This window comes from Magnetospirillum sp. XM-1 (genome assembly GCF_001511835.1).
In the GTDB taxonomy this organism is placed as follows: domain Bacteria; phylum Pseudomonadota; class Alphaproteobacteria; order Rhodospirillales; family Magnetospirillaceae; genus Phaeospirillum.
The window spans coordinates 4,500,373-4,526,562 of the sequence record NZ_LN997848.1 but is presented as its reverse complement, the minus strand read 5'-3'; the positions used below and the strand labels follow the sequence as shown (position 1 = coordinate 4,526,562).

Genomic DNA, 26,190 nt, shown 5'->3' with positions numbered 1-26,190 from the left:
CGAATTGGGTTCGTCGGGAATTTGGCAAGACCATGGTTGATTCCACTCGCGGCTTCGGCTCGTCGGCATTAGGCAACGCGGTTTCCGGTATCCGCGATGCGTTCAGCCGCGACCAGCGCGCCTCCATCGCGGCCGGCGGCGGCGAGGCGGTGACCGCCATCCATGGCGCCACTCCCGCCGGTCCGCGCGGGCGGCGCATGCTGTCGCCCAACACCTCCGTGGACAGCCTGGACCGCAACGCGCCCCGGGGCACCTATCTCGACATCCTGGCCTGAGGTCTTATGAAGCCGTCCGGGCCGACCCTTCGCTCCATCCCCGAAGGCGATGACCGCGAACGCCTGGTCTGCGGCGATTGCGGCTTCGTGCTTTACGAGAATCCCAAGGTCATCGTCGGCGCCGTCTGCACCTGGGGCGACAGGTACCTGATGGTGAAGCGGGCCATCGAGCCCCGGCTGGGCTATTGGACCATGCCCATCGGCTACATGGAACTGGGCGAGACCACCGAGCAGGGCGCGCTGCGCGAGGTGTGGGAGGAAGCCCGCGCCGTGGCCGAGGTGGACGGCCTGCTGGCGGTGTTCTCCATTCCCCAGATCAGCCAGGTCCACATGATCTACCGCGCCCGCATGGTGGCTCCCGAATTCGCCGCCGGGCCGGAAAGCCTGGAGGTCGGGCTGTTCACCTGGGACGAGATTCCCTGGGACCATCTCGCCTATCCCAACGTCCGCATGGCGTTGGATTACGAGCGCGAGGTCAAGGGCAAGACGGCCTTCGCGCCGATCGGCCTGTAGCCGGCAAGGGGCATCTTTCGAGAGTACCGTCATCACCGGGCTTGTCCCGGTGATCCACGCCCATCCGCCCGGGCCATTGCGTCATGGGGCTTTCAGGCCGGGCCGCGTGGATGGCCGGAAGGTGCTTACATCTCCCGCGCTTCGGCCTCCGCCTCGTCGTGGGCGGCCACGTCGCCCGCCCGTCCGAACAGTTTGGCCGCCGCGTGCATGGATTTGCGGGCCTCGTCGCGGCGTCCCTCGTCGGCCAGAATGCGGGCCATCAGCCGGGTGGCCTTGGCCTCGCCCAGCATGTCGCCCGCCTGGCGCAGCAGGCCCAGCGCCTCCTCGCACTCGGCCCTCGCCCGGTCGGGGTGACCCAGCGCCCGCTGGATGGCGGCCATGGATTTCAGCGCCCCGGCCTCGCCCAGGGTGTCCGAGGCGCGGCGGTAGCAGGCCAGGGCCTCGCGGTAGCGGTCCAGCGCCCGGTCCTGGTCGCCCTGGTCGCGGTCCATGTGGCCCAGCGCGCGATGGACATGGCCGAGGCCGGAGAAATCGGCGGCGGATTGATAGAGTTCCAGCGCGGAGAGGTAGATGGAGCGGGCCTCGGGCCTGTCGTCTTCCCTCAGGGACAGATGGGCGAGGCGCACCAGGATGGCGGCCTGCTCGCGCTGTTCGCCGTTTCGCGCGTGAAGCTGGCGGGCCTCGACGAAGGCCTGGCGGGCGGCGTTGCCGTGGCCGGTCTCCGCCTCGATATCGCCCATGCGGGTCAGCGCGTCGGCCTCGCCCCGTCCGTCGCCCGCCTCGTGATACATCAGGCGCGCCCGCAGGCAGCATTCCCGCGCCCGCTGCTTTTCGCCCGACAGCCACAGGCTTTCCGCCTCGTCGAGCACCCGGTCGGCTTCGCTGCGGCTCATGCTTGCCCTCCGTGACGAATTTGCGACGGGACTAGGGTAAACTTCTCTCACGCCGCTACCAAATATTCCTTTTATGTGGACGCAGGGGGGAATAAAAATCGGATATGAGGTTGGTCCTGATCCTTGCCGCCATCGCCCTGGTCCGCCCGTCGGTATCGCTTGGCGCCGATTGCACCCAGCCGGCGGCGCCGGGCGTGGATTGGCAGCGTTGCTACATGGATGGCCGCGACCTGTCGCGGCACGACCTGAGCGGGGCGCGCCTGCGCGAGACCAGTTTTCAGCGTGCCCGGCTGGCGGAAACGGTTCTGGCGAAGGTGGACGGCTATCGGGGCAAGTTCATCAGCGCCGTCATGACGGGCGCGCGGCTGGACGACGGCGTGTTCAGCGACGCTGATTTCACCAAGGCCGATCTGGCGGGGGCTTCCCTGGCGCGGGCCGATCTGCGCCGCGCCCGCTTCTTTTACGCCTCGCTGCGTGGCGCCGACCTGACGGGGGCCAAGACGCTGGGGGCCGACTTGTTGAACGCCGATCTGTCCGGCGCCCGGTGGACGGACGGGAAGACCATTTGCGCCGAGGGCTCCCTCGGCCAGTGCAACTGAGGTTCAGGTAACGATGAAGAGCCCGGATACCCTTGATGTCGCCGCCCATTGCGCCCGGGCGGCGCTGGCCATGATGGAGCGGCACAAGGTGCCGCCGCATCCGGAGAACTACGCCATCTGGTACGCCTACGTCGCCGGGCGCAATCCCGAGCTGACGGCCGCCATCGACGCGATCCTGGCCTCGGGCAAGAAGTTCACGACCAAGGTCAACGACGAGCTTTACGAGCGCTTCGCCGTCTTTCCCCAGGATACCGCCGAATTGCGCGAGGTGGGCCAAAGGGTCGAGGAAGCGGTGGGCCGCGTGCTGGAATACTTGAGCAACGCCAACCAGGGCACCTCCAATTACGGCGCCGCGCTGGAGGATTTCAGCGGCAAGCTGGCCGACGGGCCGTCGGCCGCCGGTCTGTCCGAGCTGATCTCCGGCATTCTGTCCGAGACCAAGGTGATGGCCGAGTTGAACCGGCAACTGGAACAGCGCCTGGAAAACTCGTCCAACGAGATCGCCCGGCTGCGCAACCATCTGGACGACCTGAAGCGCGAGGCGTCCACCGACGCCCTGACCCAGCTGGCCAACCGCAAGCTGTTCGACCACTCGCTGAATCTGGCCGTGCTCGACGCCCGGGCCTCGGACGCGCCGCTGTCCCTGCTGATGATCGACATCGACCATTTCAAGCAGTTCAACGACACCTACGGCCACCAGCTGGGCGATCAGGTGTTGAAGCTGGTGGCGCGCTCGCTGACCGAGATCGCCCAGGCCAAGGATACCGCCGCCCGCTACGGCGGCGAGGAATTCGCGGTGATCCTGCCCGCCACCTCGCTGGACAAGTCGGTCGAAGTGGCGGAGGCCATCCGCAGCCAGGTCTCCACCAAGCGCCTGACCAACCGGCGGACCGGCCAGGTCCTGGGGCAGGTGACGTTGTCCATCGGCGCCGCCGTGCTGAGGCCGGACGATGCCCCCGAGGTACTGGTCCATCGCGCCGACGAGGCCATGTATCTGGCCAAGCGCGACGGGCGCAACCGGGTGAAGAGCGAGGCGCACCTGGAAAATCCGCTCACCGACGCGGCGAAATAGATGCGCCCCTGGACCCGCGCCGCCGCCGCCTGTATTACTGCTGGAGCGCGTGGCCGGGTGGGGTCGCGACAATCGCCGGTGTGTGGTCCAAGATGATTCTGGAACGTCGCGTCATCGTTTTTCCCCGAGCGGATTTCCTTGACGCCATCCGTCGCTACGGTGAACGGATCGGTAAGATGCTGCCCGACACCGCGCCCGATCTGCTCAGTTTCGATCCGTCCCAGGATATCGCGCTCACCATCCGCTTTCCGGCGGTGTTCGCCGGCGGATCGCCCAAGGATTTCGTCTTCTCGCGCGATGACGTGGGTCAGGCGCTGACGCTGTATTGCCGCGAGCGCAAGGTGCCGCTGCCCAAGAACTCGGCCAAGCAGATCGAGAAGTTCAAGGACGGCGCCGCGTTGACCATGCAGATCGGCGGCGCCGGGCTGCACATCATGGTCATCGACGACCAGGAAGTAATGCGCAACATCATCAAGAAGCTGCTGGGCAAGGCCAATCCCGCCCAGATCTCCGAGGCCAGCGACGGCCTGAAGGCGCTGGAGATGCTGCGCTCGGGCGATGTGGACCCCGATGTCATCATCTGCGACCTGCACATGGAGCACATGGACGGCATCGAGTTCCTGCGCACCCTGCGCACCGAAAAGGGCAACCTCAACAGCCGCAAGCCGGTGCTGATCCTGACCGGCGACAAATCCGAGCAGGCCCACGAGATCACCCGGCAGGTGGGCGCCTCCAAGGTGCTGACCAAGCCCATCGGCGCCGACGACCTGATCCGCCAGATCAATCTGGTGCGCGGCCATTTCGAGGCCGGGCGCTAAGGCGAAGGCAAGGGGGGGCAATGGGGATCTTCCGCTATTGCCGTCTGGCGTTTCGCAGCCTGCTGATCCTGATCGAGCAGTTTCCCGTCTTTCTTCGCCTGTCCTGGCTGTGCATGGCGGTCAGCCTGCTGGGCGCCGCCGTGTCGTCGCGCCACGCCATGGCCGGCGGCATCACCGACCTGCTGGCGCGCGGCGTCTTCGTGGTGGCGTGGCTGCGCCTGGTGGGCCTCGGCGAGGTTCCCTCCAGCCGCCACTACTTCCGCCTGGGCCGCCGCGAGACCTTTGGGGCCCTGGCCTGGATGGCGTCGGAGGTGTTCATCGGCTTTCCCGCCCAGGTGATTTCCGCGTCCCTGGCCATCGCCACCGGCGTGCCCATCGCCGATTCGGTGATGGTGCTGTCGGGAGTGGCCAATCTGCTGCTGGGCGGGTTCTATCTGGTGCCCGCCGATGCGGCGCTGGAGCGGGCCGGCCATTCGGGCAACCTGGGCTGGCGCGTACCCGACCTGATGATCCGGGGCGGTCTGGCCCTGGGGGTGGCGGCCTTTCTGTGCTGGCTGCCGCTCAACCTGCTGCAGGAAGGGGTTCGCCTGCTGCCCGAGATGGATCTGTTCGACGGTCTGGCCCTGCGCGACGCGGCTTTGGTGCCGGCGCGCTATCTGGGCATGGCGCTGACGGCGGGAACCATGGCGCTGGCCTGGAACAGGCTGATGGCTGAGGAAACGGCCGAAGAGTAGTTCAGATTTGGGCCGCCGCCCGCAGGTCGGCGATGCCTTCGCGGGCCAGGGCGTCGGCGCGCTCGTTCTCCGGGTGGCCGGCATGGCCCTTGACCCAGTGCCAGGAAATGCGGTGCCGCGCGGCGGCCTCGTCCAGCGCCTTCCACAGGTCGTCGTTCTTCACCGGCTTCTTGTCGGCGGTCTTCCAGCCCCGCGCCTTCCAGCCGCGCAGCCACTCGGTCATGCCCTTCTTGACGTATTCGCTGTCGGTGTAGAGGTCGATGGCGCAGGGGCGGGTCAGGGTGTTGAGCGCCACCAGCACCGCCGTCATTTCCATGCGGTTGTTGGTGGTCTGGGCCTCGCCGCCCTTCAACTCCCGCTCGATGCCGCGAAAGCGCAGGATGGCCCCCCAGCCGCCGGGGCCGGGATTGCCGGAGCAGGCGCCGTCCGTATAAATCTCTACGGATTCGGGTTTGGGGGCTGCCTCGCTCATTCGATGCCGTATTGGCCGGGGCCGCCGACACCCTGGTGGAAGCGGAGCTTGCGGTAATACTCCATGGGGTCCTTGCGCTTGACCATGGCGCCGGCCGGCGTGTTCAGCCAGTCGTAGCTGCGCGTCAGCAAGAAGCGCATGGCCGCACCCCTGGCCAGCAGCGGCAGGGCCAGCAACTCGTCGGCGCAAAGCGGACGGACCTTGCGGTAGCCGTTCAGCATCAGCCTCGCCTTGGTGGCGTTGAAGGCGCCGTCGTCCTCGAAGCACCAGGCGTTGAGGCAGATGGCGATGTCGTAGGCCAGGATGTCGGTGCAGGCGAAATAGAAGTCGATGAACCCCGACATGCGGTCGACGCCTGCCGCCTTGTCGGCGCGGAAGAAGACGTTGTCGGGAAACAGGTCGGCGTGGATCAGCCCCATGGGCAGGGTCTTGGGCCAGTGGGCCTCCAGATAGTCCAGCTCGTCGGCGATCACCTGCTCGAGATCGGCCTTGATCTCGGCGGCGCGGGGCCGGATGGCCTCGAACAGCGGCCGCCAGCCGGCGACCGACAGGTTGTTGGCCCGGGTCAGGGGGAAATCGGCCCCGGCCAGATGCATGCTCGCCATGGCCGGACCCAGCTCGGCGCAGTGGTTGAGCGTGATGCGCCGGGTCCACATGCCCTTGAGGAAGCTGACGATGGCCGCCGGGCGGCCGCACAGGGTGCGCAGCGCCTGGCCGTCGCGCCCCCGAATGGGGGTGGGGCAGGCCAGGCCGCGCGCCGCCAGATGCTCCATCAGGCCCAGGAAGAACGGCAGCTCTTCCGGGTTCACCCGCTTCTCGTAGAGGGTGAGGATGTAGTTCCCCTGGTCGGTCTGCAGCAGGTAGTTGGTGTTCTCGACGCCTTCGGCGATGCCCTTGCACGACACCACCTCGCCGATGTCGTACTCGGCGGCGAACTCTTCCAATTCGTCGTCGGAAACCTCGGTGTAGACGGCCATGCTCTCTTGCCCCATTGCCCTCAGTCGGCCCAAGCGCTCACGCTTGGCTTTCGCGGCACAAGCCGCGGCGGGCCTTGCCCTTGCCATCGCCCAACGGGCCGTTTCGGCCCATCGGGCGATGGGGTCCAAACGGCTGGAATCGGCGGAAGGTACGATGTTTCTTCCGCCGATGCCAGAGGAGAGAGCCTATTCCGACAGGGCTTGTGGCAGCTTGAAGGTCACGGTCTCGGTGGTGACGCGGATTTCCTCGATGGTGACGTCGAAACGCTCGCGCGCGGCCGCCACCACTTCCTCCACCAGAATCTCGGGGGCCGAGGCGCCGGCGGTGATGCCGAGGCGGTCGACGCCGTCCAGGAGGCTCCAATCCACCTCGGCGGCGCGCTGCACCAGCACCGAGCGGGCGCAGCCCGCCCGCGCCGCCACTTCCACCAGACGCGACGAGTTGGAGGAATTGGGCGAGCCGATGACCATCAGCGCCTCGCAATGGGGCGCGATGGTCTTGACGGCGGCCTGACGGTTGGTGGTGGCGTAGCAGATGTCTTCGCGTTTCGGGCCGACCATGTCGGGGAAACGGCGCTGCAGCACGTCGATCACGGCGGCGGCGTCGTCCACCGACAGCGTCGTCTGGGTGATGTAGGCCAGCATGGAGGGGTCCTTGGGGGCCACCGTCTCGGCCTGTTCCGGCGTGCCGACCAGCAGCACGGTGCCTTCGGGGACCTGGCCGATGGTGCCGATCACCTCGGGGTGGCCGGCATGGCCGATCATGATGATCTGGCGGCCCATGGCGTGGTGCAGTTCCGCCTCGCGGTGGACCTTGGTCACCAGCGGGCAGGTGGCGTCCAGCGAGGTCAGGCCCCGGCGGTCGGCCTCGGCCGGCACCGTCTTGGGCACGCCGTGGGCCGAGAACACCACCGCCGCCTCGTCGGGAACCTCGTTCAGTTCCTCGACGAACACCGCGCCCTTCTGGGCCAGGGATTCCACCACGAACTTGTTGTGGACGATCTCGTGGCGGACATAGACCGGAGCGCCGTACTTCTCAAGCGCCCGCTCGACGATGTGGATGGCGCGGTCGACGCCGGCGCAGAAACCGCGCGGGCTGGCCAGCACCAGGGTCAGGGGCCTCTTGGCAACGCTTGTGGTCACTTTGTCGTTCTCCGGTTTGGCTGGGGGCAGGGGGTTGGCGGCTTGTGTCCGCGCCCCGGCTTCACTACAGTCGGGGGCACCTTTACCAGATCATGTGGCGTTTAAGGAAGTTTGGCATGAACACCCCTCGCATTGCCCGCCTGCTGTTTTTCGTCCTGGCGGCCCCGCTGGTGCTTTCGGGGTGTGATTCCTGGTCGCGCGTCAAGGGCAGGACGGCGCCGCCCTGTCCGCCGGTCTACATCATGGCCGACGCCGCCAAGATCACCAAATACCGGCCCGGTTCTGGGCGCGACCTGACCGACGTGGAGATGGAAGGCGAGGTGGTCGCTTTCAAGGGCGATTGCGTCTACGACGACAAGGGTGGCGAGGTGTCGCTGCAACTGGCCTTCGAATTGCGGCGCGGCCCGGCGGCCAAGGGCCGCACCCTGGACGTCAGCTATTTCGTCGCCGTCCCCAAATACTATCCCGCCCCCGGCGCCAAGGGCGTGTTCACCTTCCCGGTGACCTTCCCCGAGACCGTGGACCGCATCCGCGTCACCGACGACGAGGTGAGCATGCGGCTGCCGGTACGCGATAAGGAACTCATTGATAATTATGAAATTTACCTCGGGTTTCAGCTGACCCCCGAGGAGATGGAGGATAACCGGCGCAACAAGCGCTAGGGAGTCGGACTCCCGTTGACTCCATCGCCGGCGTGGTTGATAAGATGGCCGGCACAGATGATCCCCGTGGGAGAGACCGGCCCTTTATCGGGTCGGCGCCGAAGGAGCAACCGCCCCTGGAAACTCTCAGGCAAAAGGACCGCGGGGGGATGAAACTCTGGAAAGCGCGTCGTCGGACCCTTTAGGGTCAGGCGGCCCACCGACGATGAAAGCCGCGACGTCCCTTCGGGCAGAGCGGTGAATCTTTCAGGTTCCCAGACAGAGGGGGGCAAGCCGGGTGACGTCACAGCCATGCCCGGTGCCCTTCAATTTCCCGCGCGGCGCTGCCGTGAAGGAGGAACCCGGTGTCTGAGTCCGATACTCCCCTGTTGACTGTCCCCCTGGACGCCCTGCATCGCGAGCTGGGGGCCAAGATGGTGCCCTTCGCCGGCTATGCCATGCCGGTGCAGTATCCCGCCGGCGTGCTGGCCGAGCACCTGCACACCCGGTCGGCGGCGGCGCTGTTCGATGTTTCCCACATGGGGCAGGCGGAAATCCGCGGGCCCAAGGCGGTGGAACTGCTGGAAACCCTGGTGCCCGGCGACATCCAGGCCCTGGGAATCGGCAAGACCCGTTATTCGGTGTTCACCAACGACCAGGGCGGCATCCTCGACGACCTGATGATCAGCAAGCTGGCCGACGACCACCTGTTCCTGGTGATCAACGCCGCCTGCAAGCACGCCGACTTCGCCCACCTCGCCCGGCATCTGGGCGGCAAGGTCGAGCTTCGCATGATCGAGGACCGCTCGCTGCTGGCGCTGCAGGGGCCCGGCGCGGCCGCCGCCATGGCGACCCTGTGCCCCGAGGCGGTTGCCATGACCTTCATGACCATCGCCGAGATCAAGGTGGCGGGCATTCCCGTGCTGGCCACCCGTTCGGGCTATACCGGCGAGGACGGCTGGGAGATGTCGGTGGCCAATGCCGACGCAGAAAAGCTGGCCCGCGCCCTGCTGGCCGCGCCGGGCGTCATGCCGGCCGGGCTGGGGGCGCGCGATTCGCTTCGCCTGGAAGCCGGCCTGTGTCTCTACGGCTCGGACATCGACACCACCACCACGCCGGTCCAGGCCAACATCGCCTGGATCATGAGCAAGCGCCGCAAGGCCGAAGGCGGCTTCCCCGGTGCCGCCGTGATCCAAAAGCAGTTGGCCGAGGGCGCGCCCACCCTTCGGGTCGGCATCCAGCCCGATGGCAAGGCCCCGGCCCGCGCCCATACCGAGATCACCGACGAGGCGGGCAACCGGCTGGGCGAAATCTGCTCCGGCGGCTTCGGCCCGTCGGCCGGCGGGCCGGTGGCCATGGGCTATGTCCCCGCCGCCTTCGCCGCAATCGGGACCAAGCTGAAGCTGGTGGTGCGCGGCAAGGCCATGGACGCCCATGTCTGTGCCCTGCCGTTCGTGCCGCATCGTTATTTCAAAGGCTGAGGGGAAATCTTCAAATGAGCAGCAAGCGTTTCACCAAGGATCACGAGTGGATCAGCGTCGAGGGTGACATCGGCACCGTCGGCATCAGCGACTATGCCCAGCACGCGCTGGGCGACGTGGTGTTCGTCGAGGTTCCCGACGCCGGACGTGACTTGGCCAAGGGCGCCGAGGCCGCCGTGGTCGAATCGGTCAAGGCCGCCTCCGAGGTCTATTCCCCGGTATCGGGCACCGTGACTGCCGGCAATTCCGCCATCGTCGACCAGCCCGGCCTGGTCAACGAGGATGCCGAGGGCGCCGCCTGGTTCTTCAAGGTGAAGCTCGCCAATCCGGCCGAACTGAACGACCTGATGGATCAGGCCGCCTACGACGCGTATCTCAAGACCCTGGAATAGGCTTGGCCGCTCGTCATGCCCGGGCTTGACCCGGGCATCCATGGACCCCCGGATCAAGTCCGGGGGTGACGACAAGGAAAGTCGAATTGCTGACCTCAAGGTGACCAACCCATGCGCTACCTGCCGCTGACCGAGTCCGACCGCCGTGCCATGCTCGACGTGATCGGGGCTCCGACCGTGGACGAACTGTTCCGCGACGTGCCCCAATCCGCCCGTCTGGACCAGCCGCTGCCGCTTCCCCGCCACCAGGGCGAGATGGAGGTGGAGCGTGCCTTCACCCGCATGGCCGGCAAGAACCTCTCGGCGGGTTGCGCCCCCTTCTTCATCGGAGCCGGCGTCTATCGCCACCACATCCCGGCGGCGGTGGACCAGTTGCTGCTGCGTGGCGAGTTCCTCACCGCCTACACGCCCTACCAGCCCGAGGTCAGCCAGGGCACGCTGCAGGTGCTGTTCGAGTTTCAGACCCAGGTGGCGACTATCACCGGCATGGATGTGGCCAACGCCTCCATGTATGACGGCGCCACGGCCACCGCCGAGGCGGCGATCATGGCGTGCCGCATCACCAAGCGGAACAAGGTGATCGTGTCGGGCGGCGTGCATCCCCATTACGCCGAGACGGTGGAAACCTCGCTGCGCTACACCGAGATGGAGGCCGACATCCTGCCCCCCGACCCCCTGGGGCTGGAGGACATGATCGGTCGGGTGGATTCCAAGACCGCCTGCGTGGTGGTGCAGAATCCCGGCTTCTTCGGCACGGTGCGGGATTTGCGGCCGCTGGCGGCGCTGTGCCACGAGGCCGGCGCCCTGCTGGTGGTGATGGTGGCCGAGCCCACCAGCCTCGGCCTGATCGAATCCCCCGGCGCCATGGGGGCCGACATCGTGGTGTGCGAAGGCCAGAGCCTCGGCATGGGCATGAATTTCGGCGGCCCCGGCCTCGGCCTGTTCGCCACGCGGGAAAAGTATCTGCGCCAGATGCCCGGTCGCCTCGCCGGCCAGACCGTCGACGTGGACGGACGGCGCGGCTGGGTGCTGACGCTGTCCACCCGCGAGCAGCATATCCGCCGCGAGAAGGCCACCAGCAACATCTGCACCAATTCGGGCCTGTGCGCGCTGGCCTTCTCCATCCACCTGACCATGCTGGGCGGCACCGGCTTCGGCCGTCTGGCTGAGCTGAACCATCTGGCCGCCACAAGGCTGGAGCAGAAGCTCAAGACCGTGAAAGGCGTGCGCGTGCTGCCGCAAAGCTATTACAACGAGTTCGCGGTGCATCTGGGCGATGACGCGGACGCGGCGGCCGTGGTCGACGCCCTGGCCGATAAGGGCATCCTGGCCGGCGTTCCGGCATCGCGCTTCTATCCCAGTTTCCCGGAACTCAAGCCGGTGCTGATCCTGGCCGCCACCGAAACCAACACCGAGGACGACATGGACAAGCTTGTCTCCGCCCTGAAGGAGGCCGTGTGATGAGCGAGGTCAACACCATCAGCGGCAACCGCGCCCTCCTGATCGAAGAGAAGCTGATCTTCGAGATGGACAATCCCGGCTCCGTCGCCATCGACTTGGCCGAGCCCGCACCCTTCGACCTGGAGCGGCTGGGCGACGCGCCCCGGCGCGGACGCGTGGCGCTGCCCGATCTGTCCGAGCCCCAGGTGGTGCGCCACTACACCCGCCTGTCGCAGAAGAATTACGGCATCGACACCGGTTTCTACCCGCTGGGCTCGTGCACCATGAAGCACAATCCCCGCCTGTCGGAGAAGGTGGCGCGCCTCGCCGGTCTCGCCGACCTGCATCCGCTGCAGCCGCAGAAGACCGTGCAGGGCGCGCTCGAGGTCATCGACCAGTTGGCCACTTGGCTGAAGGAGCTGACCGGCATGCCGGCGGTGGCCATGAGCCCGGCGGCCGGCGCCCATGGCGAGTGGTGCGGCCTGATGGCCATCCGCAGCGCCCACGAGGACAAGGGCGAGGGGCACCGCAAGCGCGTGCTGGTGCCGGAAAGCGCCCATGGCACCAATCCGGCCTCGGCCGCCATGTGCGGCTACACCGTCGATCCCATTCCGGCCTTGGAGAACGGGCGGGTGGATCTGGCGGCGCTGAAGGCCAAGCTGGGCCCCGACGTGGCCTGCCTGATGCTGACCAACCCCAACACCTGCGGCCTGTTCGAGACCGAGATCATCGAGATCGCGTCAGCCGTGCATGGGGCCGGGGCCTATTTCTACTGCGACGGCGCCAATTTCAACGCCATCGTCGGCCGGGTGAAGATCGCCGATCTCGGCATCGACACCATGCACATCAACCTGCACAAGACCTTTTCCACGCCCCATGGCGGCGGCGGTCCCGGCGCCGGCCCCACCGTGCTGTCGGCGGCGCTGGCGCCCTTCGCTCCCGTGCCCTACGTGGTGCATGGGGCCAAGGGACTGGAACTGGTCGAGGGCAAGCGCGACGGCGCCAAGCCCTTCGGCCGGGTCAAGGGCTTCCACGGCCAGTTCGGCGTGTTCATCCGGGCGCTCGCCTACATCATGAGCATGGGCTCGGACGGCCTGCGCCAGGCGTCCTCCGACGCGGTGCTGAACGCCAATTACCTGCTGGCTTCGCTGAAGGACGATCTGTCGGCCTCGTTCGACGGCCCCTGCATGCACGAGGCGCTGTTCGACGACCGCTTCCTCAAGGATACCGGCGTGACCACGCTGGATTTCGCCAAGGCGATGATCGACGAGGGCTACCATCCCATGACCATGTACTTCCCGCTGGTGGTGCATGGCGCCCTGTTGATGGAGCCCACCGAGACCGAGTCCAAGGAGGCCCTGGACCAGTATATCGGGGTGGTGAAGGGCTTGGCCGCCAAGGCCAGGGCGGGCGCCGCCGACGAGTTCAAGGCGGCCCCCCGGCTCACCCCCCGGCGGCGTCTGGACGAGACCCTGGCGGCCCGGTCCCCGGTGCTGCGCTGGAAGCCGGCCGCCGAATAGCCGTAACACGCGGTGGGGTGGAGGAGGGTGCCTCCGCCCCATCACAAAGCGGTTCGGAATCGCACCAACACTTACTTGCTACCCGCCAACCTTTGGCCTAGGCTTTGAGCCTGGATACGAGGGGAATGGGCATGGCGGAAAAGGACGATCTCGGCCGGTCGAGCGACATGTATGTCGCCTTTGCCTTCGCGGCCGCCGACGTTCTGCTCGAGCTGGATTACCAGGGAAACGCCGTGTTCGCGGTGGGCGCCGCCATGGCGTTGCTGGGCCGTGGCGCCCGGGCCCTGACCGGCCAGCCGCTGGCCAGGATCATCCATCCCAATGACCATACCGCGCTGAATCAGGCCTTGAAGCAGATGTCGGGGGGCGAGCGGGTGCGCAACGCCGTCCTGCGCGTGCTGCGCCCCGACGGCAAGGCGTCCGAGGTGACGCTGTCGGGCTATCGCCATCCCAGCACGCCTGACCGGCTGATGGTGGCGCTCGGCCATCCCGGCGGCTTCCACGCCCACAAGGAAGACCGGGTGGGCGAAACGGGGCTGCTGGACAAGGACAGCTTCCAGGCCATGGCGGCCAGCCTGCTGGAAAGCGCCGCGCCGGACGACCCCTATCAGCTGACTCTGGTCGAGCTGCCCAAGATCGACGCCCTGTCCGGCGATTCCGAGGCCCAGGAAGCACTGGCCACCGAACTGGGGAACAGGCTGAAAGCGCTGTCGGTGGGCGGCGACGGGGTCGGTCAGCTGGACGACGGCAAGTTCGGCGTTCTGCACTCCGCCTCGGTCTCGGCCGATTCCATCAGCCAGTCGGTGACCCAGGCCGCCGCCGTGGTGCTGCCCGACGCGCCGCCCATCCAGGCGACGCTGGCCACCTTGATGCTGGACGTGGCCGACGTGCCGCCCGAGGAAGCGGCGCGCGCCCTGACCTACACGCTGAACCGCTTCGCCCTGGAAGCCGAGAACGGCGGCAACCTCGCCGATCTGATGAAGGACCTGCAGCCCCGCCTGTCGGCCACCGTCAAGCAGATGAACGACGTGCGCAACACCGTGACCGGCGGTGAATTCGACCTGATGTTCCAGCCCATCGTCGACCTGTGGACCGGCGTGGTGCATCACTTCGAATGCCTGGTGCGCTTCAAGGGCGACGACAACAAGTCGCCCTACGAGACGGTGACCTTCGCCGAGGACACCGGCATGGTCGGCATGCTGGACATGGCGCTCTTGGAGCGCGCCATCAAGTTCATGCGCTCCAACGTCGCCAACACCGAATCGCTCAAGTTCGCCGTCAACCTGTCGGGCTATTCCCTGTCCGATCCCACGGTGGTGCGGCGCTTGAAGGAAATCCTCACCACCACCAAGGACCTGCGCAAGCGTCTGGTGTTCGAGATGACCGAATCCGCCCAGGTCCGCGACCTGAAGGCGGTCAACGAGGTCATCCAGACCATCCGCAAGCAGGGGCACGAGGTCTGTCTGGACGATTTCGGCGCCGGCCATGCCGCCTTCCACTACCTGCGGGCCTTGAAGGTGGACAACGTCAAGATCGACGGCTCCTACATCAAGGACGCCATGCGCAACAACGAGGACGTCTCGTTCATCAAGGCCATCGTCGGGCTTTGCACCGAACTGGGCGTCACCACCACCGCCGAATACGTGGAAGACGCCGAGACCGCCAATCTGCTGAAGCTCTTGAAGGTCCGCTTCGGCCAGGGCTGGTATTTCGGCAAGCCGTTGCGCCCGTCGTCCGACGACATCCGCACCGCCTGGCGCACCCCGACGCTGGGGTGGAAGCAGGGATTGCTCTACTTCACCAAATAGGGCGCAAACTCGTTTCCTCCCGCCCGGCTTTGCGATAAGCATGGGGGATGAACTCGTCCCAGACCCTGCAGGGCGACATTCCGGTCGGCAACTGGATCGACCGCTACGTCCCCGCCGCCGCCCGGCCCTATTTCCGCCTGATGCGCCTCGACCGGCCCATCGGCACGTGGCTGTTGCTGTTTCCCTGCTGGTGGAGCATCGCGCTGGCCGGCCAAGGCTGGCCGGATCTGTGGCTGTTCGCGCTGTTCGCCATCGGCGCGGTGGTGATGAGGGGGGCGGGCTGCACCTTCAACGACTGGGCCGACCGTGACTTCGACGGCCGCGTGGCGCGCACCGCGACGCGCCCCATTCCGTCCGGCGCGGTCAGCCCCAATCAGGCCCTGGCCTTCCTGGGGCTGCAGTTGCTGACCGGCCTGGTCGTGCTGATGCAGCTGAACAATTTCGCCGTCGCGGTGGGCATCGCCTCGCTGCTGCTGGTGTTTCCCTATCCCTTCATGAAGCGCATCACCTACTGGCCGCAGGCCTGGCTGGGGCTGACCTTCAATTGGGGGGCGCTGCTGGGCTGGGCGGCGGTCAGCGGCCATATGGGCCTGCCCGCGCTGCTGCTTTACGCCGCCGGGCCGTTCTGGACCCTGGGCTACGACACCATCTACGCCCACCAGGACAAGGAGGACGACGCCCTGATCGGCGTGAAGTCCACCGCGCTGCGCCTGGGTGACAAGACGGTGACCTGGCTGTGGCTGTTCTATCCCATGACGCTGGCCCTGATCGGCGCGGCGGGCTGGGCGGCGGGTCTGTCCTGGGCCTTCTGGCCGGGCCTCGCACTGGCCGGCGGACATCTCCTGTGGCAGATCAGGAACGTCGACATCCACGACGGCGCCGATTGCCTGGCCAAGTTCAAGTCCAACCGCCATTTCGGCTGGCTGGTTCTGGCGGCCATCGTGGCGGGGAAGGTGCTGTGACCCCCGTCTCCGCCACCTACGAGGCCGCGTCCGAGTTCATCCGCGCCAACACGGAAGTCTCCCATCCGCCGGCCTGTCCCGAGATCAAGCTGTGGACCGCCACCGAGGTGACGCCCTTGTGGGAAGCCACGGAAGAGGCGCTGCTGCGCGTCAACCTGCCGCCGCCCTATTGGGCGTTCTGCTGGGCCGGGGGCCAGGCGCTGACCCGCTGGGTGCTGGACAATCCCGAACTGGTGGCGGGCAAAAGGGTACTGGACTTCGCCGCCGGCTCGGGGGTCACGGCCCTTGCCGCCGCCAAGGTGGGCGCGGCCAGGGTCGAGGCCGCCGAGATCGATTCCATGGCCTGCCACGCCATCCGCCTCAACGCCGAACTCAACGGCGTGGACGTGCATGTGCTGGACGAGGATGTGGTGGGAGCGCCCTGCCGCTGGGACGTGGTGATGGCCGGCGACGTCTGCTACGAGGCGCCCATGACCGCCCATATCTGGCCGTGGCTGGTCAGGCTCGCCGCCGAGGGCGCCATGGTGGTGATGGCCGATCCGGGGCGCGCCTACCTGCCCAAGACCGGCCTGTTGCGGGTCGGGCACTATACCGTGATCACCAGTCTGGACCTGGAAGACAAGGCCCAGCGCGACGTCGGCATCTACAAGATCGTCGGCTAAAGGCTATTCGCCCACGTTGAGCAGCGCGCCCCGGACCCTGGCTCCGTGCCAGGCCCACAGGAACAGGCCGGCGCCCAGCGACAGGTAAAGCGCGTTGAGCGCGAGCGCCGAGGCCAGCAGGTCGAGGCGCACGGCCCCTTCGAACACCACGGCGCGCATGCCCTCGAACACATGGGCGGGGGGCAGGGCCCAGGCCACCGGCTGCAGCCAGTGGGGCAGGGTGCTGATGGGGTAGTAGATGCCGGCCAGGGGCGCCATGGCGAAGATCAGCACCCAGGCCAGACTCTCCGCCCCCAGGCCGAAGCGCAGCACCAGGGCGGATACCGCCAGACCCATGGCCCAGCCGCTGACCATCAGGCAGAACCAGAAGGCCACCAGGGGCGCGCCTAAGGTGAAGATGGAGTAGTGGTAGAGCGGAATGGCCAGGAGTGCCGCGGGCAGCACGCCGATCACCGTCCTGATCAGGCTCATGGTCAGCATGGCGAGCACCAGTTCGTGCGGGCGCAGCGGGCTGACCGACAGGTGCCCCAGATTGCGCGACCACATCTCCTCCAGGAACGACAGCGCCACCCCCAGATTGCCGCGGAACATCACGTCCCACAGCAGCACGGCGCCGATCAGGATGCCGCCCGCCTGGGCCACCCAGGTGGAATGCTCGGCGAAGAAGCGGTTGGTGAAGCCCCACACCACCATGTTGACCGCCGGCCAGTAGGCCATTTCCAGAAGGCGCGGCCATGAGCCCTTCAGGATGTAGAGGTGGCGCAGGCACATGGCCTCGATGCGGCGAAGCGAAAGCGAGGTCATGACGCCGCCTCCGGCCGTTGCCGGTCGCGCGCGATGTCCAGGAACACCTCCTCCATGCTGGCGCGGCCGAAGCGCTCGATCAGCTGGGCGGGCGAGCCCTGGTCGACGATGCGGCCCTGCTTCATCATCAGCACGTGGTCGCACATGCGCTCAACCTCGGTCATGTTGTGCGACGCCAGCACGATGGTGGCGCCGGTGGCCTGCTGGTAGGACTGGAACCAGCCCCGCACCCAATCGGCGGTATCGGGATCGAGCGAGGCGGTGGGTTCGTCCAGGAGCAGCAGATCGGGCTTGTTGAGCAGCGCCTTGGCCAGGGCGACGCGGGTCTTCTGGCCTGCCGACAGCTTGCCCGCCGGGCGGTCGATGAACTCGCCCAGCTCCAACTCGGCGGCCAGTTCGGTGATGCGGTTCTTGAGACGGGGCACGCCGTACAGCCCGCCATAGACGATCAGGTTCTGGCGCACCGTCAGGCGATGGGGCAGGTCCACATAGGGGCTGGAGAAGTTCATGCGCGGCAGCACGCGGTAACGGTGCCGCACCATGTCCTCGCCCAGCACGGTGATGGAGCCCGAACTGGGCAGCAGCAGGCCCAGCAGCATGGACAGCGTGGTGGTCTTGCCCGCGCCGTTGCCGCCCAGGAGCGCGGTGGTGGAGCCGGCCCGGATGGTGAAGTCGAGGCCGTCCACGGCCTTGACCGGACCGAAGCTCTTGAACAGGGAACGGACCTCGACGGCGCTCAACCTCTGGGCCGCGCCCTGAGGCCCCGCTTGTTGCGGGGGTCGCCCTGGACCATGGATTCGATGTGGCGGCCCTGGAACAGGGTGATGCCCACCGAATGGCCGTATTCGATGCCGGCCTGGTTGTCGCAGCGGCACAAGATGATGCGCGTCACGCCGATGCGGCGCAGCGCCTCGGTCTTCTTGTCCTTTTCCTCGGTCAGCGAGGGGTCCCACACCAGCTTGATCAGGTCGGCGCCCAGGCGCTCGCGGTCGACGAAGGGCAGCTGCGAATAGGTCAGGCCGTCGATGCAGATGCGGTAGCCGCGGTCGTGGGCGAAGTCGCGCGCGAAGAGATAGCCGCCCAGGTCGGCGAAGATGTCCACCTTCTGCAGCTCCAGCACGATGGTGCCGCGCATGCCCGCCTTGACGTTGTCGTCGAACACCAGGAATTCGGGGCTCAGGATGGTGGAGACGTTGAGGTTGATGCTGATGTCGCCTTCCAGCGTGCGGTCGTCGTGCTTGTTCAGCATGGAAAGCACGCGGCGGTCCAGCGTCTCGGTCAGCTGCTGGAACAGCCAGGGGCTGGAATTGACGTTGACGCTGGGAAACAGGGTCTGGCGCAGATCGGCGATGGAAATGAACAGCTCGTGGAAGACCGGGGTGGGCGGTGACTTGCCGACCACGGCGCACACCGCCTGGCGGCGCATCAGGTTGGCGAGGTCCGCCTGGCCCAGCGAGCTTTCCACCCGGTGCAGCAGTTCAGGGGTGAACGGGCTGCCCTTGGGCTTTTGCGCCTGGAACTTGGCCTCCTGGGCCTTGCGCTCCGAGGCGGCGTTGCGCTTGGCGTTCTCCTCCTGGACCATCTTCTGGGCCAGGGACAGCAGCATGTCGTATTCGCGGTCCAGCGAGTACCAGGTGCAGAACAGCGCCTGGCGGGTGCGCTGCTCCTCGATCACCAGGGGGTCGTCGGAGAACAGGAAGCGCAGCTTGACCACCGCCGCCTCGACCTCGTCCTGGGCCTGGGCCTTGTAGATGACCATCAGGTCGGCGTTGGTCAGGGTGAACACCTGGGCCTGCATCAGCTTGACCAGCTGCTCGAAGGTGTTGCCGGCGATGCGGGTGTGATGCTCGCGCCGGTTCTGGGCCTGCAGCCCCGACAGATGCACATGCACCGCCCGGCGGTCGGCGCGGTGGCGCTCCAGCCGGTGGACGTAGTCGAGCAGCAGGCTTTCCTGGCTGTTGGGCCGGGGCATCCCCCCCGTGGGCGGCGCGTTCATCATCAGCGCAGCGCCTTCAAGACGGGGAACAGGTCGAGCATGTCGTTGTCGCCGCATTCGGCCCGCGGCCGGCCGTTGATGACGGCGTGGCGGTGGGTGCATTGCTGCAGCGTGCAGGCCGAGGATTTCTCGCACTGGGCCATGGTGACGGCCGAGATCATGGAATCCAGGAAGCGGCCCTGGAACATGCGGATGCCCTGGGCCAGGCCCCACGACACCGAGGTCTCGGAATCGCAGCGCGACAGGATCACCCGGTCAAAGCCCACCGGCCCCAGGGCGGCCAGCAATTCGGCGGTCTTGATGTCGTCGAGCATGTCGTTGCTCCACGCCACCTTGACGTAATCGGTGTCGTAAAGCTCGGCGTCCATGAACTGCAGCGTCACCGGCGTCATGCCGTCCAGCACCGAGCGGTGCCCGCGCGAGCGCAAGAGGTCGCGGGCGCGGAAGAAGCCGTCCAGGTCGTTGAAGATGTCGAGCAGCTGGAATTCCACCACCAGCCCGGCCCGGCCGCGGATGGCGGCCTCGAACTGCTGGAACACCGGCGTCTGCACGGTGGCCATGTTGAGGTTGACGGAGAACGCCGTGGGCATCTTGCGGAAACCCACGTCCTGGAGCACCGACAGCACCCGCAGGTCGAGGACCTGGGACAGGTGCTGGAACAGCCAGCGGTTGGACAAGATGTTGACGTCAGGCGCCAGGGCCTTCTGCAGGTCCATGATGGACATGAAGAATTCCTGGAAGGCCACCTCGGCGTGCATGTTCTCGTTGATGCGGATGCAGGCCTGGCGCCGCACCACGCCGGCGATGTCGGTGGCGCCGATGCGCTCCAGCACGCGGGTCAGGTTCTTGGCGTCCAGCGGCTGGATCTGCGGCGCGGTGCGCTGGTCGGCCACGGCCTTCTTGGCCTCGACCACCATCTGCCCGCACAGCGAGAAGAAGGAATCGTAATCGGCTTCCAGGTCGTAATAGCTGACGAAGCGGTCGCCGCCGTCGGGCGATTCGGCGTAGGTCAGGGGATCGGTGGAGAACAGGGCGCGCAGCTTGTAGACGATGGCGTCCAGATCGGCGAAGCGGGCGTCCTTGCAGATCAGGATGATGTCCGAATTGGTCATCAGGAACATCTGGCCGCGATAGGCGTCGACCATGGATTCGAACATGCGGAAGGCAATACGGATGCGGCCCTCCTCCCGATTGGCCGGGAGAAGGCGGGACAAATGCAGGTGAAGACCCACCCGGCCCTCGCGAATCCTGCCTACGCGTTCGGCAGCATCGTAGAGAAGGCTTTCCGGCGTGACGACTTCCTGTTGTCTTCCTCCGAACGCGCTGGCGTTCATACGCACCCCGTTATCAACGAACCGCTATTCCCAAAAGTCGGTCGCAACCCCCATTGTGATCCGCCATATATAAAGACCCGGTTACCTGGGTGGAAAAAAGTACCATCGCCAAGGTCTGTACCCTAGTGGAAATGATAGACGAATCTGTGCGTCGAACACATCAGGTGCCCCCCGGCAGCCGCGTCTACGCCATCGGCGACGTCCACGGGCGGCTCGACCTGCTGGACCGTCTGCTGGGCCAGATCGCCGCCGATGCCGCCCAGGCTCCCGACCGCCGGGTGGTGGTGGTGTTTCTCGGCGACCTCATCGACCGGGGGCCGGATTCGCGCGCCGTCATCGAACGGGTGATTGCCGGCCCGCCGGATCAGGGGCCGCTGGCCGGGGCGCGCTATGTCTGCCTGCGCGGCAATCACGAAGACATCCTTCTGCAATTCCTGGCCGACTTTTCGGTGGGGCCGCGATGGTTCCGCAACGGCGGGCTGGAAGCGATCCGCTCCTATGTGGGTGAGGTGGACGGCCTGCTTGCCCATGACTACCCCCGTTTGCAGAAGATGCTGTACCGGGCGCTGCCCAGCCATCACCTGCGCTTCCTGTCGTCCATCCCCGCCCGGCACGAGGAGGGCGACTACCTGTTCGCCCATGCCGGAGTGCGGCCCGGCGTGGCGCTGGACCGCCAGGATCCCTACGATCTGATGTGGATCAGGGAACCGTTCTTGAGCGCGGCCGAGCCCATGGAAAAGATGGTGGTGCATGGCCACACCGTGGCGTCCGAGCCCGAGGAACGCGTCCACCGGATCGGCATCGACACCGGCGCCTACCGCACCGGCCGGTTGACCGCGCTGGTGCTGGACGGCGGCGGGCGGCGCTATCTGCGCACCTGACGCCGCCTTTTGTCTTGCAAGGCGCAGACGGTTGGGTTAGCAGGCATCACGCCATCAAGGAACCGGGATTTCCATGACCGAACTTTCCGCCCTCGTCGAACGCGTCGAAAAGCTCCGCGGCATCATGGTGCTGTGCATCGGCGACGCCATGCTGGACCGCTTCGTCTATGGCGCGGTGGAGCGCATCTCCCCCGAGGCGCCCATTCCCGTCCTGTGCATCGAGCGCGAAACCGCCATGCTGGGGGGCGCCGGCAACGTGGTGCGCAATCTGGTGGCGGTGGGCGCCGCGCCGGCCTTCGTGTCGGTGGTCGGCGACGACGCCGCCGGGCGCGAGGTCACCCGGCTGGTGGGCGAACATGGCGAGATCGATCCCTGCATCGTGGTCGAGCCCGGCCGCCAGACCACCATCAAGACCCGCTTCTTCGCCAGCCACCAGCAATTGCTGCGCGCCGACCGCGAGTCGCGCAGCCCGGTGGACGATGCCATCCGCGACCAGTTGCTGACCCGGGTCGAGCGCCTGCTGCCCAAGGCCGGGGTGGTGGTGCTGTCCGATTACGGCAAGGGCGTGCTGGCCGCCCCCGTCGCCGGCGAGCTGATCCGTCGCGCCAAGGCGGCGGGCAAGTCGGTGATCGTCGATCCCAAGGGCACCGACTACACCATCTATGCCGGGGCGACCCTGGTGACGCCTAACCGCAAGGAACTGCACGAGGCCACCGGCATGGAGGTGGACAGCGACGAGCAGGTGGTCGCCGCCGCCCGCCATCTCATCGCCACCTGCGGCTTCGAGGCGGTACTGGTCACCCGCAGCCAGGACGGCATGACCCTGGTCCACTCCAGCGGCCAGATCAACCACCTGCCGGCCGAGGCGCGCGAGGTGTTCGACGTGTCGGGGGCCGGCGACACCGTGGTCGCCACCCTGGCCGCCGCCCTGGCGTCGGGCGCCACCCTGCCCGAGGCCGCCCATCTGGCCAACGTGGCCGCCGGCATCGTGGTCGGCAAGGTGGGCACCGCCGTGGCCTATGCCGACGAACTGGTGGCGGCGCTGCATCACGAGGATCTGATGCTGGGCGATTCCAAGATCGTTCCGGCCAATGCCGCCGCCGAGATGGTCGACCGCTGGCGGCGCAAGGGCCACAAGGTGGGCTTCACCAACGGCTGCTTCGACCTGCTGCATCCCGGCCATGTCTCGATCCTGGCCCAGGCCAGGGCGGCCTGTGACAAGCTGGTGGTGGGGCTCAATTCCGATGCCTCGGTCCAGCGCCTGAAAGGTCCGACCCGTCCGGTGCAGTCCGAGGCGTCGCGGGCCACCGTGCTGTCGTCGCTGGCCACCGTCGATCTGGTGGTGATCTTCGGCGAGGACACTCCGCTCGAGGTGATCGGCGTGCTCAAGCCCGACGTGCTGGTCAAGGGCGCCGACTACACCATCGACAAGGTGGTGGGCGCCGACCTGGTCCAGTCGTGGGGCGGCAAGGTGGTGCTGGCCGAACTGGTCGACGGCCAGAGCACCACCAACACCATCAAGAAGATGAACGGGAACTGAGATGAGCGACCTGAACCTCACCCAGTTGGGGCAGGCGGCGGCGCTGCCCGAAAGCCCCGACAAGGCGGTGCTGGAGACGGTGCCCAATCCCCATCCGGACACGCTGTATCTGGTGCGCTTCACCGCGCCGGAATTCACCTCGCTGTGCCCCATCACCGGCCAGCCCGATTTCGCCCAGCTGGTCATCGACTACGCGCCCGAGGGCGCGCTGGTGGAAAGCAAGTCCTTGAAGCTGTTTCTGGGCTCGTTCCGCAATCACGGCGCGTTCCACGAGGATTGCACCATCGCCATCGCCAAGCGGCTGGTGGCGGCCTGTCAGCCGAAATGGCTGCGCATCGGCGGCTATTGGTATCCCCGCGGCGGCATTCCCATCGACGTGTTCTGGCAGACCGGCCCGGCGCCCGAGGGCCTGTGGCTGCCCGACCAGGGCGTGGCCGGCTATCGCGGCCGGGGATGACCGGGGCGGACATCAAAGCCGCTATTCGCGCCAAGGCCCTTGAGCTGGGCTTTTCCGACGTGGGTTTCGCCCGCGCCCAAGCCTTGCCCGAGTGGAAGGCCTGTCTCGAAACCTATGTGGCCGAGGGCCGCCACGGCGACATGGAATGGATGGCCGAGACGGCGGAGCGCCGTGCCGATCCGCAGGTCCTGTGGCCCGAGGCCCGATCCGTGATCGTGCTGGGCACCAATTACGCGCCCGCCGGCGATCCCTTGAAGCTCACCCGCATGCCCGAGCGCGGCAATGTCAGCGTCTATGCCCGCAACCGCGACTACCACGATCTGGTCAAGCGGCGCCTGAAGGCACTGGGCCGCTGGATGGCGGAGCGCTGGGGCTGCGAATTGAAGGTCTTCGTCGACACCGCCCCGGTGATGGAAAAGCCGCTGGCGGCCCAAGGCGGGCTGGGCTGGCGCGGGCGGCACACCAACATCGTGTCCAGGCGTTTCGGCTCGTGGCTGTTCCTGGCCGAGGTGTTCACCACCCTGGAGATCGAGCCCGACCCGCCCGAGACCGATCATTGCGGTTCGTGCCGGGCTTGCGTCGAGGCCTGCCCGACCCAGGCCCTGGACGGCGAGGGACGCATCGACGCCCGGCGCTGCATCTCGTACCTGACCATCGAGAGCAAGAGCCCGGTGCCCGAGGAGCTGCGCCCCGGCCTGGGCAACCGTCTCTACGGCTGCGACGATTGCATGGCGGCGTGTCCGTGGAACAAGTTCGCCCCGCCCACCCGCGAGCCCGACTTCCTGCCCCGCGTCGAGCTGACGGCGCCGAAACTGGCCGATCTGGCCCGGCTGGACGAGGCGGCATTCCGCGAGGTGTTCACCGCGTCCCCGGTCAAGCGGGCCGGTTACGAGCGGTTCATGGCCGGGGTGATGATCGCTGTCGGCAACAGCGGTCGCGATGATCTGGGAAGCGAGGCGGAGCGGCGACGCGATGATCCGTCGCCGCTCATCCGCGATGCGGCCCGTTGGGCCTTGTCAGTCCTCGGACGCCAGGGCCCGGGCAAGCTGTGACAGGGCTTCCTGGTGGCGTTCGTTGGTGATGGACGTGAAGTTGCGGGCCAGTTCCAGGCACATGCGCTGGCGGGCCGAGAGATCGCTGCCGCGCCGGTTTTCCAGCCCTTCGTAGAAGAAGCCGACGGGAACGCCCAGAACCTGGGCGATCTCGAACAGGCGCCCGGCCGAGATGCGGTTGATGCCGCGTTCGTACTTGTGGGCCTGCTGATAGGTCACCCCGATCAGGTCGGCCATCTGCTGTTGCGACAGACCGAGCATGATGCGGCGTTCGCGAATGCGGCTACCCACATGCTTGTCGGTGTCGTTGGCCCGATTCATGGGGCGGGCAGGCTTGGCCCCGGCAGTTGTCGGCATAGTGTCTAATTGATCTCTTGTTAAACCGCGATGAAGTCGCGACTGCTTCGCTGTATCAGGCATGGCTACCCTTCCCCGTGCATAGTCGGAATTGGTAAGGCAAGCAACCCGAAACTAGGCAAGTATCGGAAACCCGAAAGATGTATTTAAGGATTCTAGAATGTGTATTTAATTTACTGTGTAAATATGTTCGAAGACAATGCAACCGGGGCGTTCCCGCTCCGGATTGCGGGGGGCGTTCTCCTTTATTCGGAGGCGTTTTCTTCGGAAATTACATATGGCGACGGCCACAGGCGGGCACCAGGGGCGCCCGGCCAATTAGAGCAATTCGCGATCACACTGGTTCATATCCGGCAGCCTTGAAGAAATTTCGGCACTCTTGAGGTTCGTAGAGATCGCAGATTCGGCCGATGGCGTCCCATAGGTCCTGAATGGTCCTGGCAGCCGTTTTTCTGAGGTGTGCCTTGAGCTTCGAGAAGGCCATTTCGATGGGATTGAGGTCGGGGGAATACGGCGGCAAGAACAGCATGAAGGCACCACGATCTTGGATGATCCGTTCTGCCCGAGGACTTTTGTGAGCTGAGAGATTGTCGAGGATCACGACGTCGCCCGGCTCCAGGGTTGGGGCCAGTTGGGTCTCGATATAGGCCTCGAACATCTTCCGGTTCATCGGGCAATTGATGACAAAGGGCGCCACCAAGCCATCATGACGCAGCCCGGCGATGAATGTTTCCGTCTTCCAATGTCCGAAGGGCACAGCGGCTTTCAACCGCGCCCCTTTGGGTGAGCGGCCCCGCAGACGGGTCATTTTGGTATTGGTTCCGGTCTCGTCGAGGAACACCAGGCGATGGGCCTGACGCCGCATCAGCGGTTGGCGGCCTTTAATCCACTCCTCGCGCAGCAACCGGACGTCCGGCCTCATCTGCTCGGACGCGACCAAAGTTTTTTTTATAGGTCAGCCCCTGTGCCCGGAGAAACCGGGCAAGGTTGGAAAGATGGATTTGAACGCCCCGCTCGGCCAGTTCTTTGGTTAAATCGGCCAGCGAGATATCCGGAACCTGCTTAACACGCAGCAGCACATAGGCCCGATGGTCGCCCAATTTACTGCGCCGATCACCGCCTTGCCGCTTTGGCGCCACCGTCCCACTCGACAGATATTGCGCCACATAGCGTACCGCCGAGCTCACCGAGATATTGAAGACACTGGCCGCCTGTCGGCGCGAATGGCCAGCCAGAACATATCGCGCAACACGGTCGCGCAGATCTACGGATAAAGGTCGAGTCATCGTGGGCCACCTCCACAGGAAGTGAATCACGATTAGCCGCGCCTGTGAATCCCCTGCGATTCCGTTAGATCGCGAACCGCT

Annotated in this window: 28 protein-coding genes and 1 riboswitch; of the genes, 18 read left to right on the top strand and 10 right to left on the bottom strand. The window is 66.5% G+C overall.

Going from position 1 to position 26,190, the window contains the following annotated elements; genetic code table 11:
- The first annotated feature begins 32 nt into the window (after window positions 1–32).
- The gene (locus XM1_RS20720) at window positions 33–275 is read left to right on the top strand and encodes a hypothetical protein (RefSeq protein ID WP_156428810.1); all 243 of its coding nucleotides are present in this window, start codon (window positions 33–35) and stop codon (window positions 273–275) included.
- Between the two features lie 6 nt (window positions 276–281).
- On the top strand, window positions 282–788 hold the full coding sequence (locus tag XM1_RS20715; RefSeq protein ID WP_068436839.1) for an NUDIX hydrolase: 507 nt from the start codon (window positions 282–284) through the stop codon (window positions 786–788).
- Between the two features lie 125 nt (window positions 789–913).
- Here the strand turns inward: XM1_RS20715 and XM1_RS20710 are convergent, their stop codons facing one another.
- Window positions 914–1,681, bottom strand: coding sequence for a tetratricopeptide repeat protein (locus XM1_RS20710; protein WP_068436837.1), 768 nt, complete (start codon window positions 1,679–1,681; stop codon window positions 914–916).
- Between the two features lie 104 nt (window positions 1,682–1,785).
- Here XM1_RS20710 and XM1_RS20705 point away from each other — a divergent pair, with 104 nt between their 5' ends.
- The 4 genes from XM1_RS20705 to XM1_RS20690 all read left to right on the top strand — a co-directional run bounded on the left by XM1_RS20705 (window position 1,786) and on the right by XM1_RS20690 (window position 4,904).
- Window positions 1,786–2,280 carry a pentapeptide repeat-containing protein gene (locus tag XM1_RS20705; protein ID WP_068436835.1) on the top strand — a complete coding sequence of 165 codons (495 nt, stop codon included), beginning with the start codon at window positions 1,786–1,788 and terminating at the stop codon, window positions 2,278–2,280.
- 13 nt (window positions 2,281–2,293) lie between these two features.
- Window positions 2,294–3,352, top strand: a complete 1,059-nt coding sequence (locus tag XM1_RS20700; protein ID WP_068436833.1) for a GGDEF domain-containing protein — start codon at window positions 2,294–2,296, stop codon at window positions 3,350–3,352.
- A 176-nt stretch (window positions 3,353–3,528) separates the two neighbouring features.
- Entirely contained in the window at window positions 3,529–4,170 is a 642-nt protein-coding gene (locus XM1_RS20695; protein WP_231920609.1) for a response regulator, read from the top strand.
- 20 nt (window positions 4,171–4,190) lie between these two features.
- A complete protein-coding gene (locus XM1_RS20690; RefSeq protein ID WP_068436831.1) occupies window positions 4,191–4,904 on the top strand; it encodes a hypothetical protein in 714 nt (237 codons plus the stop codon).
- A gap of 1 nt (window position 4,905) precedes the next feature.
- Here the strand turns inward: XM1_RS20690 and rnhA are convergent, their stop codons facing one another.
- From rnhA to ispH, 3 genes are all read right to left on the bottom strand, one after another.
- A complete protein-coding gene (gene rnhA, locus XM1_RS20685; protein ID WP_068436829.1) occupies window positions 4,906–5,376 on the bottom strand; it encodes a ribonuclease HI in 471 nt (156 codons plus the stop codon).
- The gene (locus tag XM1_RS20680) at window positions 5,373–6,353 is read right to left on the bottom strand and encodes a homoserine kinase (RefSeq protein WP_068436824.1); all 981 of its coding nucleotides are present in this window, start codon (window positions 6,351–6,353) and stop codon (window positions 5,373–5,375) included. Before XM1_RS20680 ends, rnhA begins: the two co-directional genes overlap by 4 nt.
- Before the next feature lie 186 nt (window positions 6,354–6,539).
- Window positions 6,540–7,496 carry a 4-hydroxy-3-methylbut-2-enyl diphosphate reductase gene (gene ispH / locus XM1_RS20675; protein WP_068436823.1) on the bottom strand — a complete coding sequence of 319 codons (957 nt, stop codon included), beginning with the start codon at window positions 7,494–7,496 and terminating at the stop codon, window positions 6,540–6,542.
- Window positions 7,497–7,612: 116 nt separating this feature from the next.
- Between ispH and XM1_RS20670 the strand changes: the two genes are divergently transcribed.
- The 8 genes from XM1_RS20670 (at window position 7,613) to XM1_RS20635 (ending at window position 16,402) form a co-directional block, all read left to right on the top strand.
- On the top strand, window positions 7,613–8,158 hold the full coding sequence (locus XM1_RS20670; protein ID WP_068436822.1) for a hypothetical protein: 546 nt from the start codon (window positions 7,613–7,615) through the stop codon (window positions 8,156–8,158).
- Between the two features lie 57 nt (window positions 8,159–8,215).
- A riboswitch (glycine riboswitch) is annotated at window positions 8,216–8,310 on the top strand.
- A 192-nt stretch (window positions 8,311–8,502) separates the two neighbouring features.
- Window positions 8,503–9,618, top strand: coding sequence for a glycine cleavage system aminomethyltransferase GcvT (gcvT, locus tag XM1_RS20665; RefSeq protein WP_068436821.1), 1,116 nt, complete (start codon window positions 8,503–8,505; stop codon window positions 9,616–9,618).
- Between the two features lie 14 nt (window positions 9,619–9,632).
- Entirely contained in the window at window positions 9,633–10,010 is a 378-nt protein-coding gene (gcvH, locus tag XM1_RS20660) for a glycine cleavage system protein GcvH (protein WP_068436820.1), read from the top strand.
- A gap of 111 nt (window positions 10,011–10,121) precedes the next feature.
- Window positions 10,122–11,471 carry an aminomethyl-transferring glycine dehydrogenase subunit GcvPA gene (gene gcvPA, locus XM1_RS20655; protein ID WP_068436819.1) on the top strand — a complete coding sequence of 450 codons (1,350 nt, stop codon included), beginning with the start codon at window positions 10,122–10,124 and terminating at the stop codon, window positions 11,469–11,471.
- A complete protein-coding gene (gcvPB, locus tag XM1_RS20650) occupies window positions 11,471–12,970 on the top strand; it encodes an aminomethyl-transferring glycine dehydrogenase subunit GcvPB (protein ID WP_068436817.1) in 1,500 nt (499 codons plus the stop codon). The genes gcvPA and gcvPB overlap by 1 nt, the downstream gene beginning before the upstream one ends.
- Before the next feature lie 131 nt (window positions 12,971–13,101).
- Window positions 13,102–14,778, top strand: a complete 1,677-nt coding sequence (locus XM1_RS20645) for an EAL domain-containing protein (RefSeq protein WP_231920608.1) — start codon at window positions 13,102–13,104, stop codon at window positions 14,776–14,778.
- Window positions 14,779–14,825: 47 nt separating this feature from the next.
- On the top strand, window positions 14,826–15,740 hold the full coding sequence (gene ubiA / locus XM1_RS20640; RefSeq protein WP_068436813.1) for a 4-hydroxybenzoate octaprenyltransferase: 915 nt from the start codon (window positions 14,826–14,828) through the stop codon (window positions 15,738–15,740).
- Window positions 15,737–16,402: a methyltransferase gene (locus XM1_RS20635; protein ID WP_068436807.1), complete on the top strand. Its 666-nt coding sequence runs from the start codon at window positions 15,737–15,739 to the stop codon at window positions 16,400–16,402. Before ubiA ends, XM1_RS20635 begins: the two co-directional genes overlap by 4 nt.
- A gap of 3 nt (window positions 16,403–16,405) precedes the next feature.
- Here XM1_RS20635 and XM1_RS20630 read toward each other — a convergent pair whose 3' ends face one another.
- Genes XM1_RS20630 through XM1_RS20615 form a run of 4 tightly spaced genes read right to left on the bottom strand, consistent with a single transcriptional unit; the run spans window position 16,406 to window position 20,416 of the window.
- The gene (locus XM1_RS20630; RefSeq protein ID WP_068436805.1) at window positions 16,406–17,206 is read right to left on the bottom strand and encodes an ABC transporter permease; all 801 of its coding nucleotides are present in this window, start codon (window positions 17,204–17,206) and stop codon (window positions 16,406–16,408) included.
- The gene (locus tag XM1_RS20625; protein WP_068436803.1) at window positions 17,203–17,946 is read right to left on the bottom strand and encodes an ABC transporter ATP-binding protein; all 744 of its coding nucleotides are present in this window, start codon (window positions 17,944–17,946) and stop codon (window positions 17,203–17,205) included. The genes XM1_RS20630 and XM1_RS20625 overlap by 4 nt, the downstream gene beginning before the upstream one ends.
- The gene (locus XM1_RS20620) at window positions 17,943–19,205 is read right to left on the bottom strand and encodes a hypothetical protein (protein WP_156428809.1); all 1,263 of its coding nucleotides are present in this window, start codon (window positions 19,203–19,205) and stop codon (window positions 17,943–17,945) included. The genes XM1_RS20625 and XM1_RS20620 overlap by 4 nt, the downstream gene beginning before the upstream one ends.
- A complete protein-coding gene (locus XM1_RS20615) occupies window positions 19,205–20,416 on the bottom strand; it encodes a hypothetical protein (protein ID WP_231920607.1) in 1,212 nt (403 codons plus the stop codon). The genes XM1_RS20620 and XM1_RS20615 overlap by 1 nt, the downstream gene beginning before the upstream one ends.
- Before the next feature lie 266 nt (window positions 20,417–20,682).
- On the opposite strand from XM1_RS20615, the gene XM1_RS20610 reads away from it, so the two are divergent.
- The 4 genes from XM1_RS20610 (at window position 20,683) to queG (ending at window position 24,466) form a co-directional block, all read left to right on the top strand.
- Window positions 20,683–21,417, top strand: coding sequence for a metallophosphoesterase family protein (locus XM1_RS20610; RefSeq protein WP_231920606.1), 735 nt, complete (start codon window positions 20,683–20,685; stop codon window positions 21,415–21,417).
- Window positions 21,418–21,490: 73 nt separating this feature from the next.
- Window positions 21,491–22,957 (top strand): D-glycero-beta-D-manno-heptose-7-phosphate kinase, encoded by a 1,467-nt coding sequence (rfaE1, locus tag XM1_RS20605; RefSeq protein ID WP_068436797.1) that lies wholly within the window; start codon window positions 21,491–21,493, stop codon window positions 22,955–22,957.
- Between the two features lies 1 nt (window position 22,958).
- Window positions 22,959–23,414, top strand: coding sequence for a preQ(1) synthase (gene queF, locus XM1_RS20600; RefSeq protein WP_068436795.1), 456 nt, complete (start codon window positions 22,959–22,961; stop codon window positions 23,412–23,414).
- On the top strand, window positions 23,411–24,466 hold the full coding sequence (gene queG, locus XM1_RS20595) for a tRNA epoxyqueuosine(34) reductase QueG (protein ID WP_068436793.1): 1,056 nt from the start codon (window positions 23,411–23,413) through the stop codon (window positions 24,464–24,466). The genes queF and queG overlap by 4 nt, the downstream gene beginning before the upstream one ends.
- On the opposite strand, the gene XM1_RS20590 is transcribed toward queG, so the two are convergent.
- Window positions 24,431–24,823 (bottom strand): helix-turn-helix domain-containing protein, encoded by a 393-nt coding sequence (locus tag XM1_RS20590; RefSeq protein ID WP_068436790.1) that lies wholly within the window; start codon window positions 24,821–24,823, stop codon window positions 24,431–24,433. The two genes, queG and XM1_RS20590, sit on opposite strands and share 36 nt — an antisense overlap.
- A 334-nt stretch (window positions 24,824–25,157) precedes the next feature.
- Window positions 25,158–26,109 (bottom strand): IS630 family transposase gene (locus tag XM1_RS23635; protein WP_156428594.1). Its coding sequence is split into 2 segments (ribosomal slippage): window positions 25,158–25,773 and window positions 25,772–26,109, totalling 954 coding nucleotides; the frame shifts between segments, so codons are not numbered across the junction.
- Window positions 26,110–26,190 lie beyond the last annotated feature (81 nt).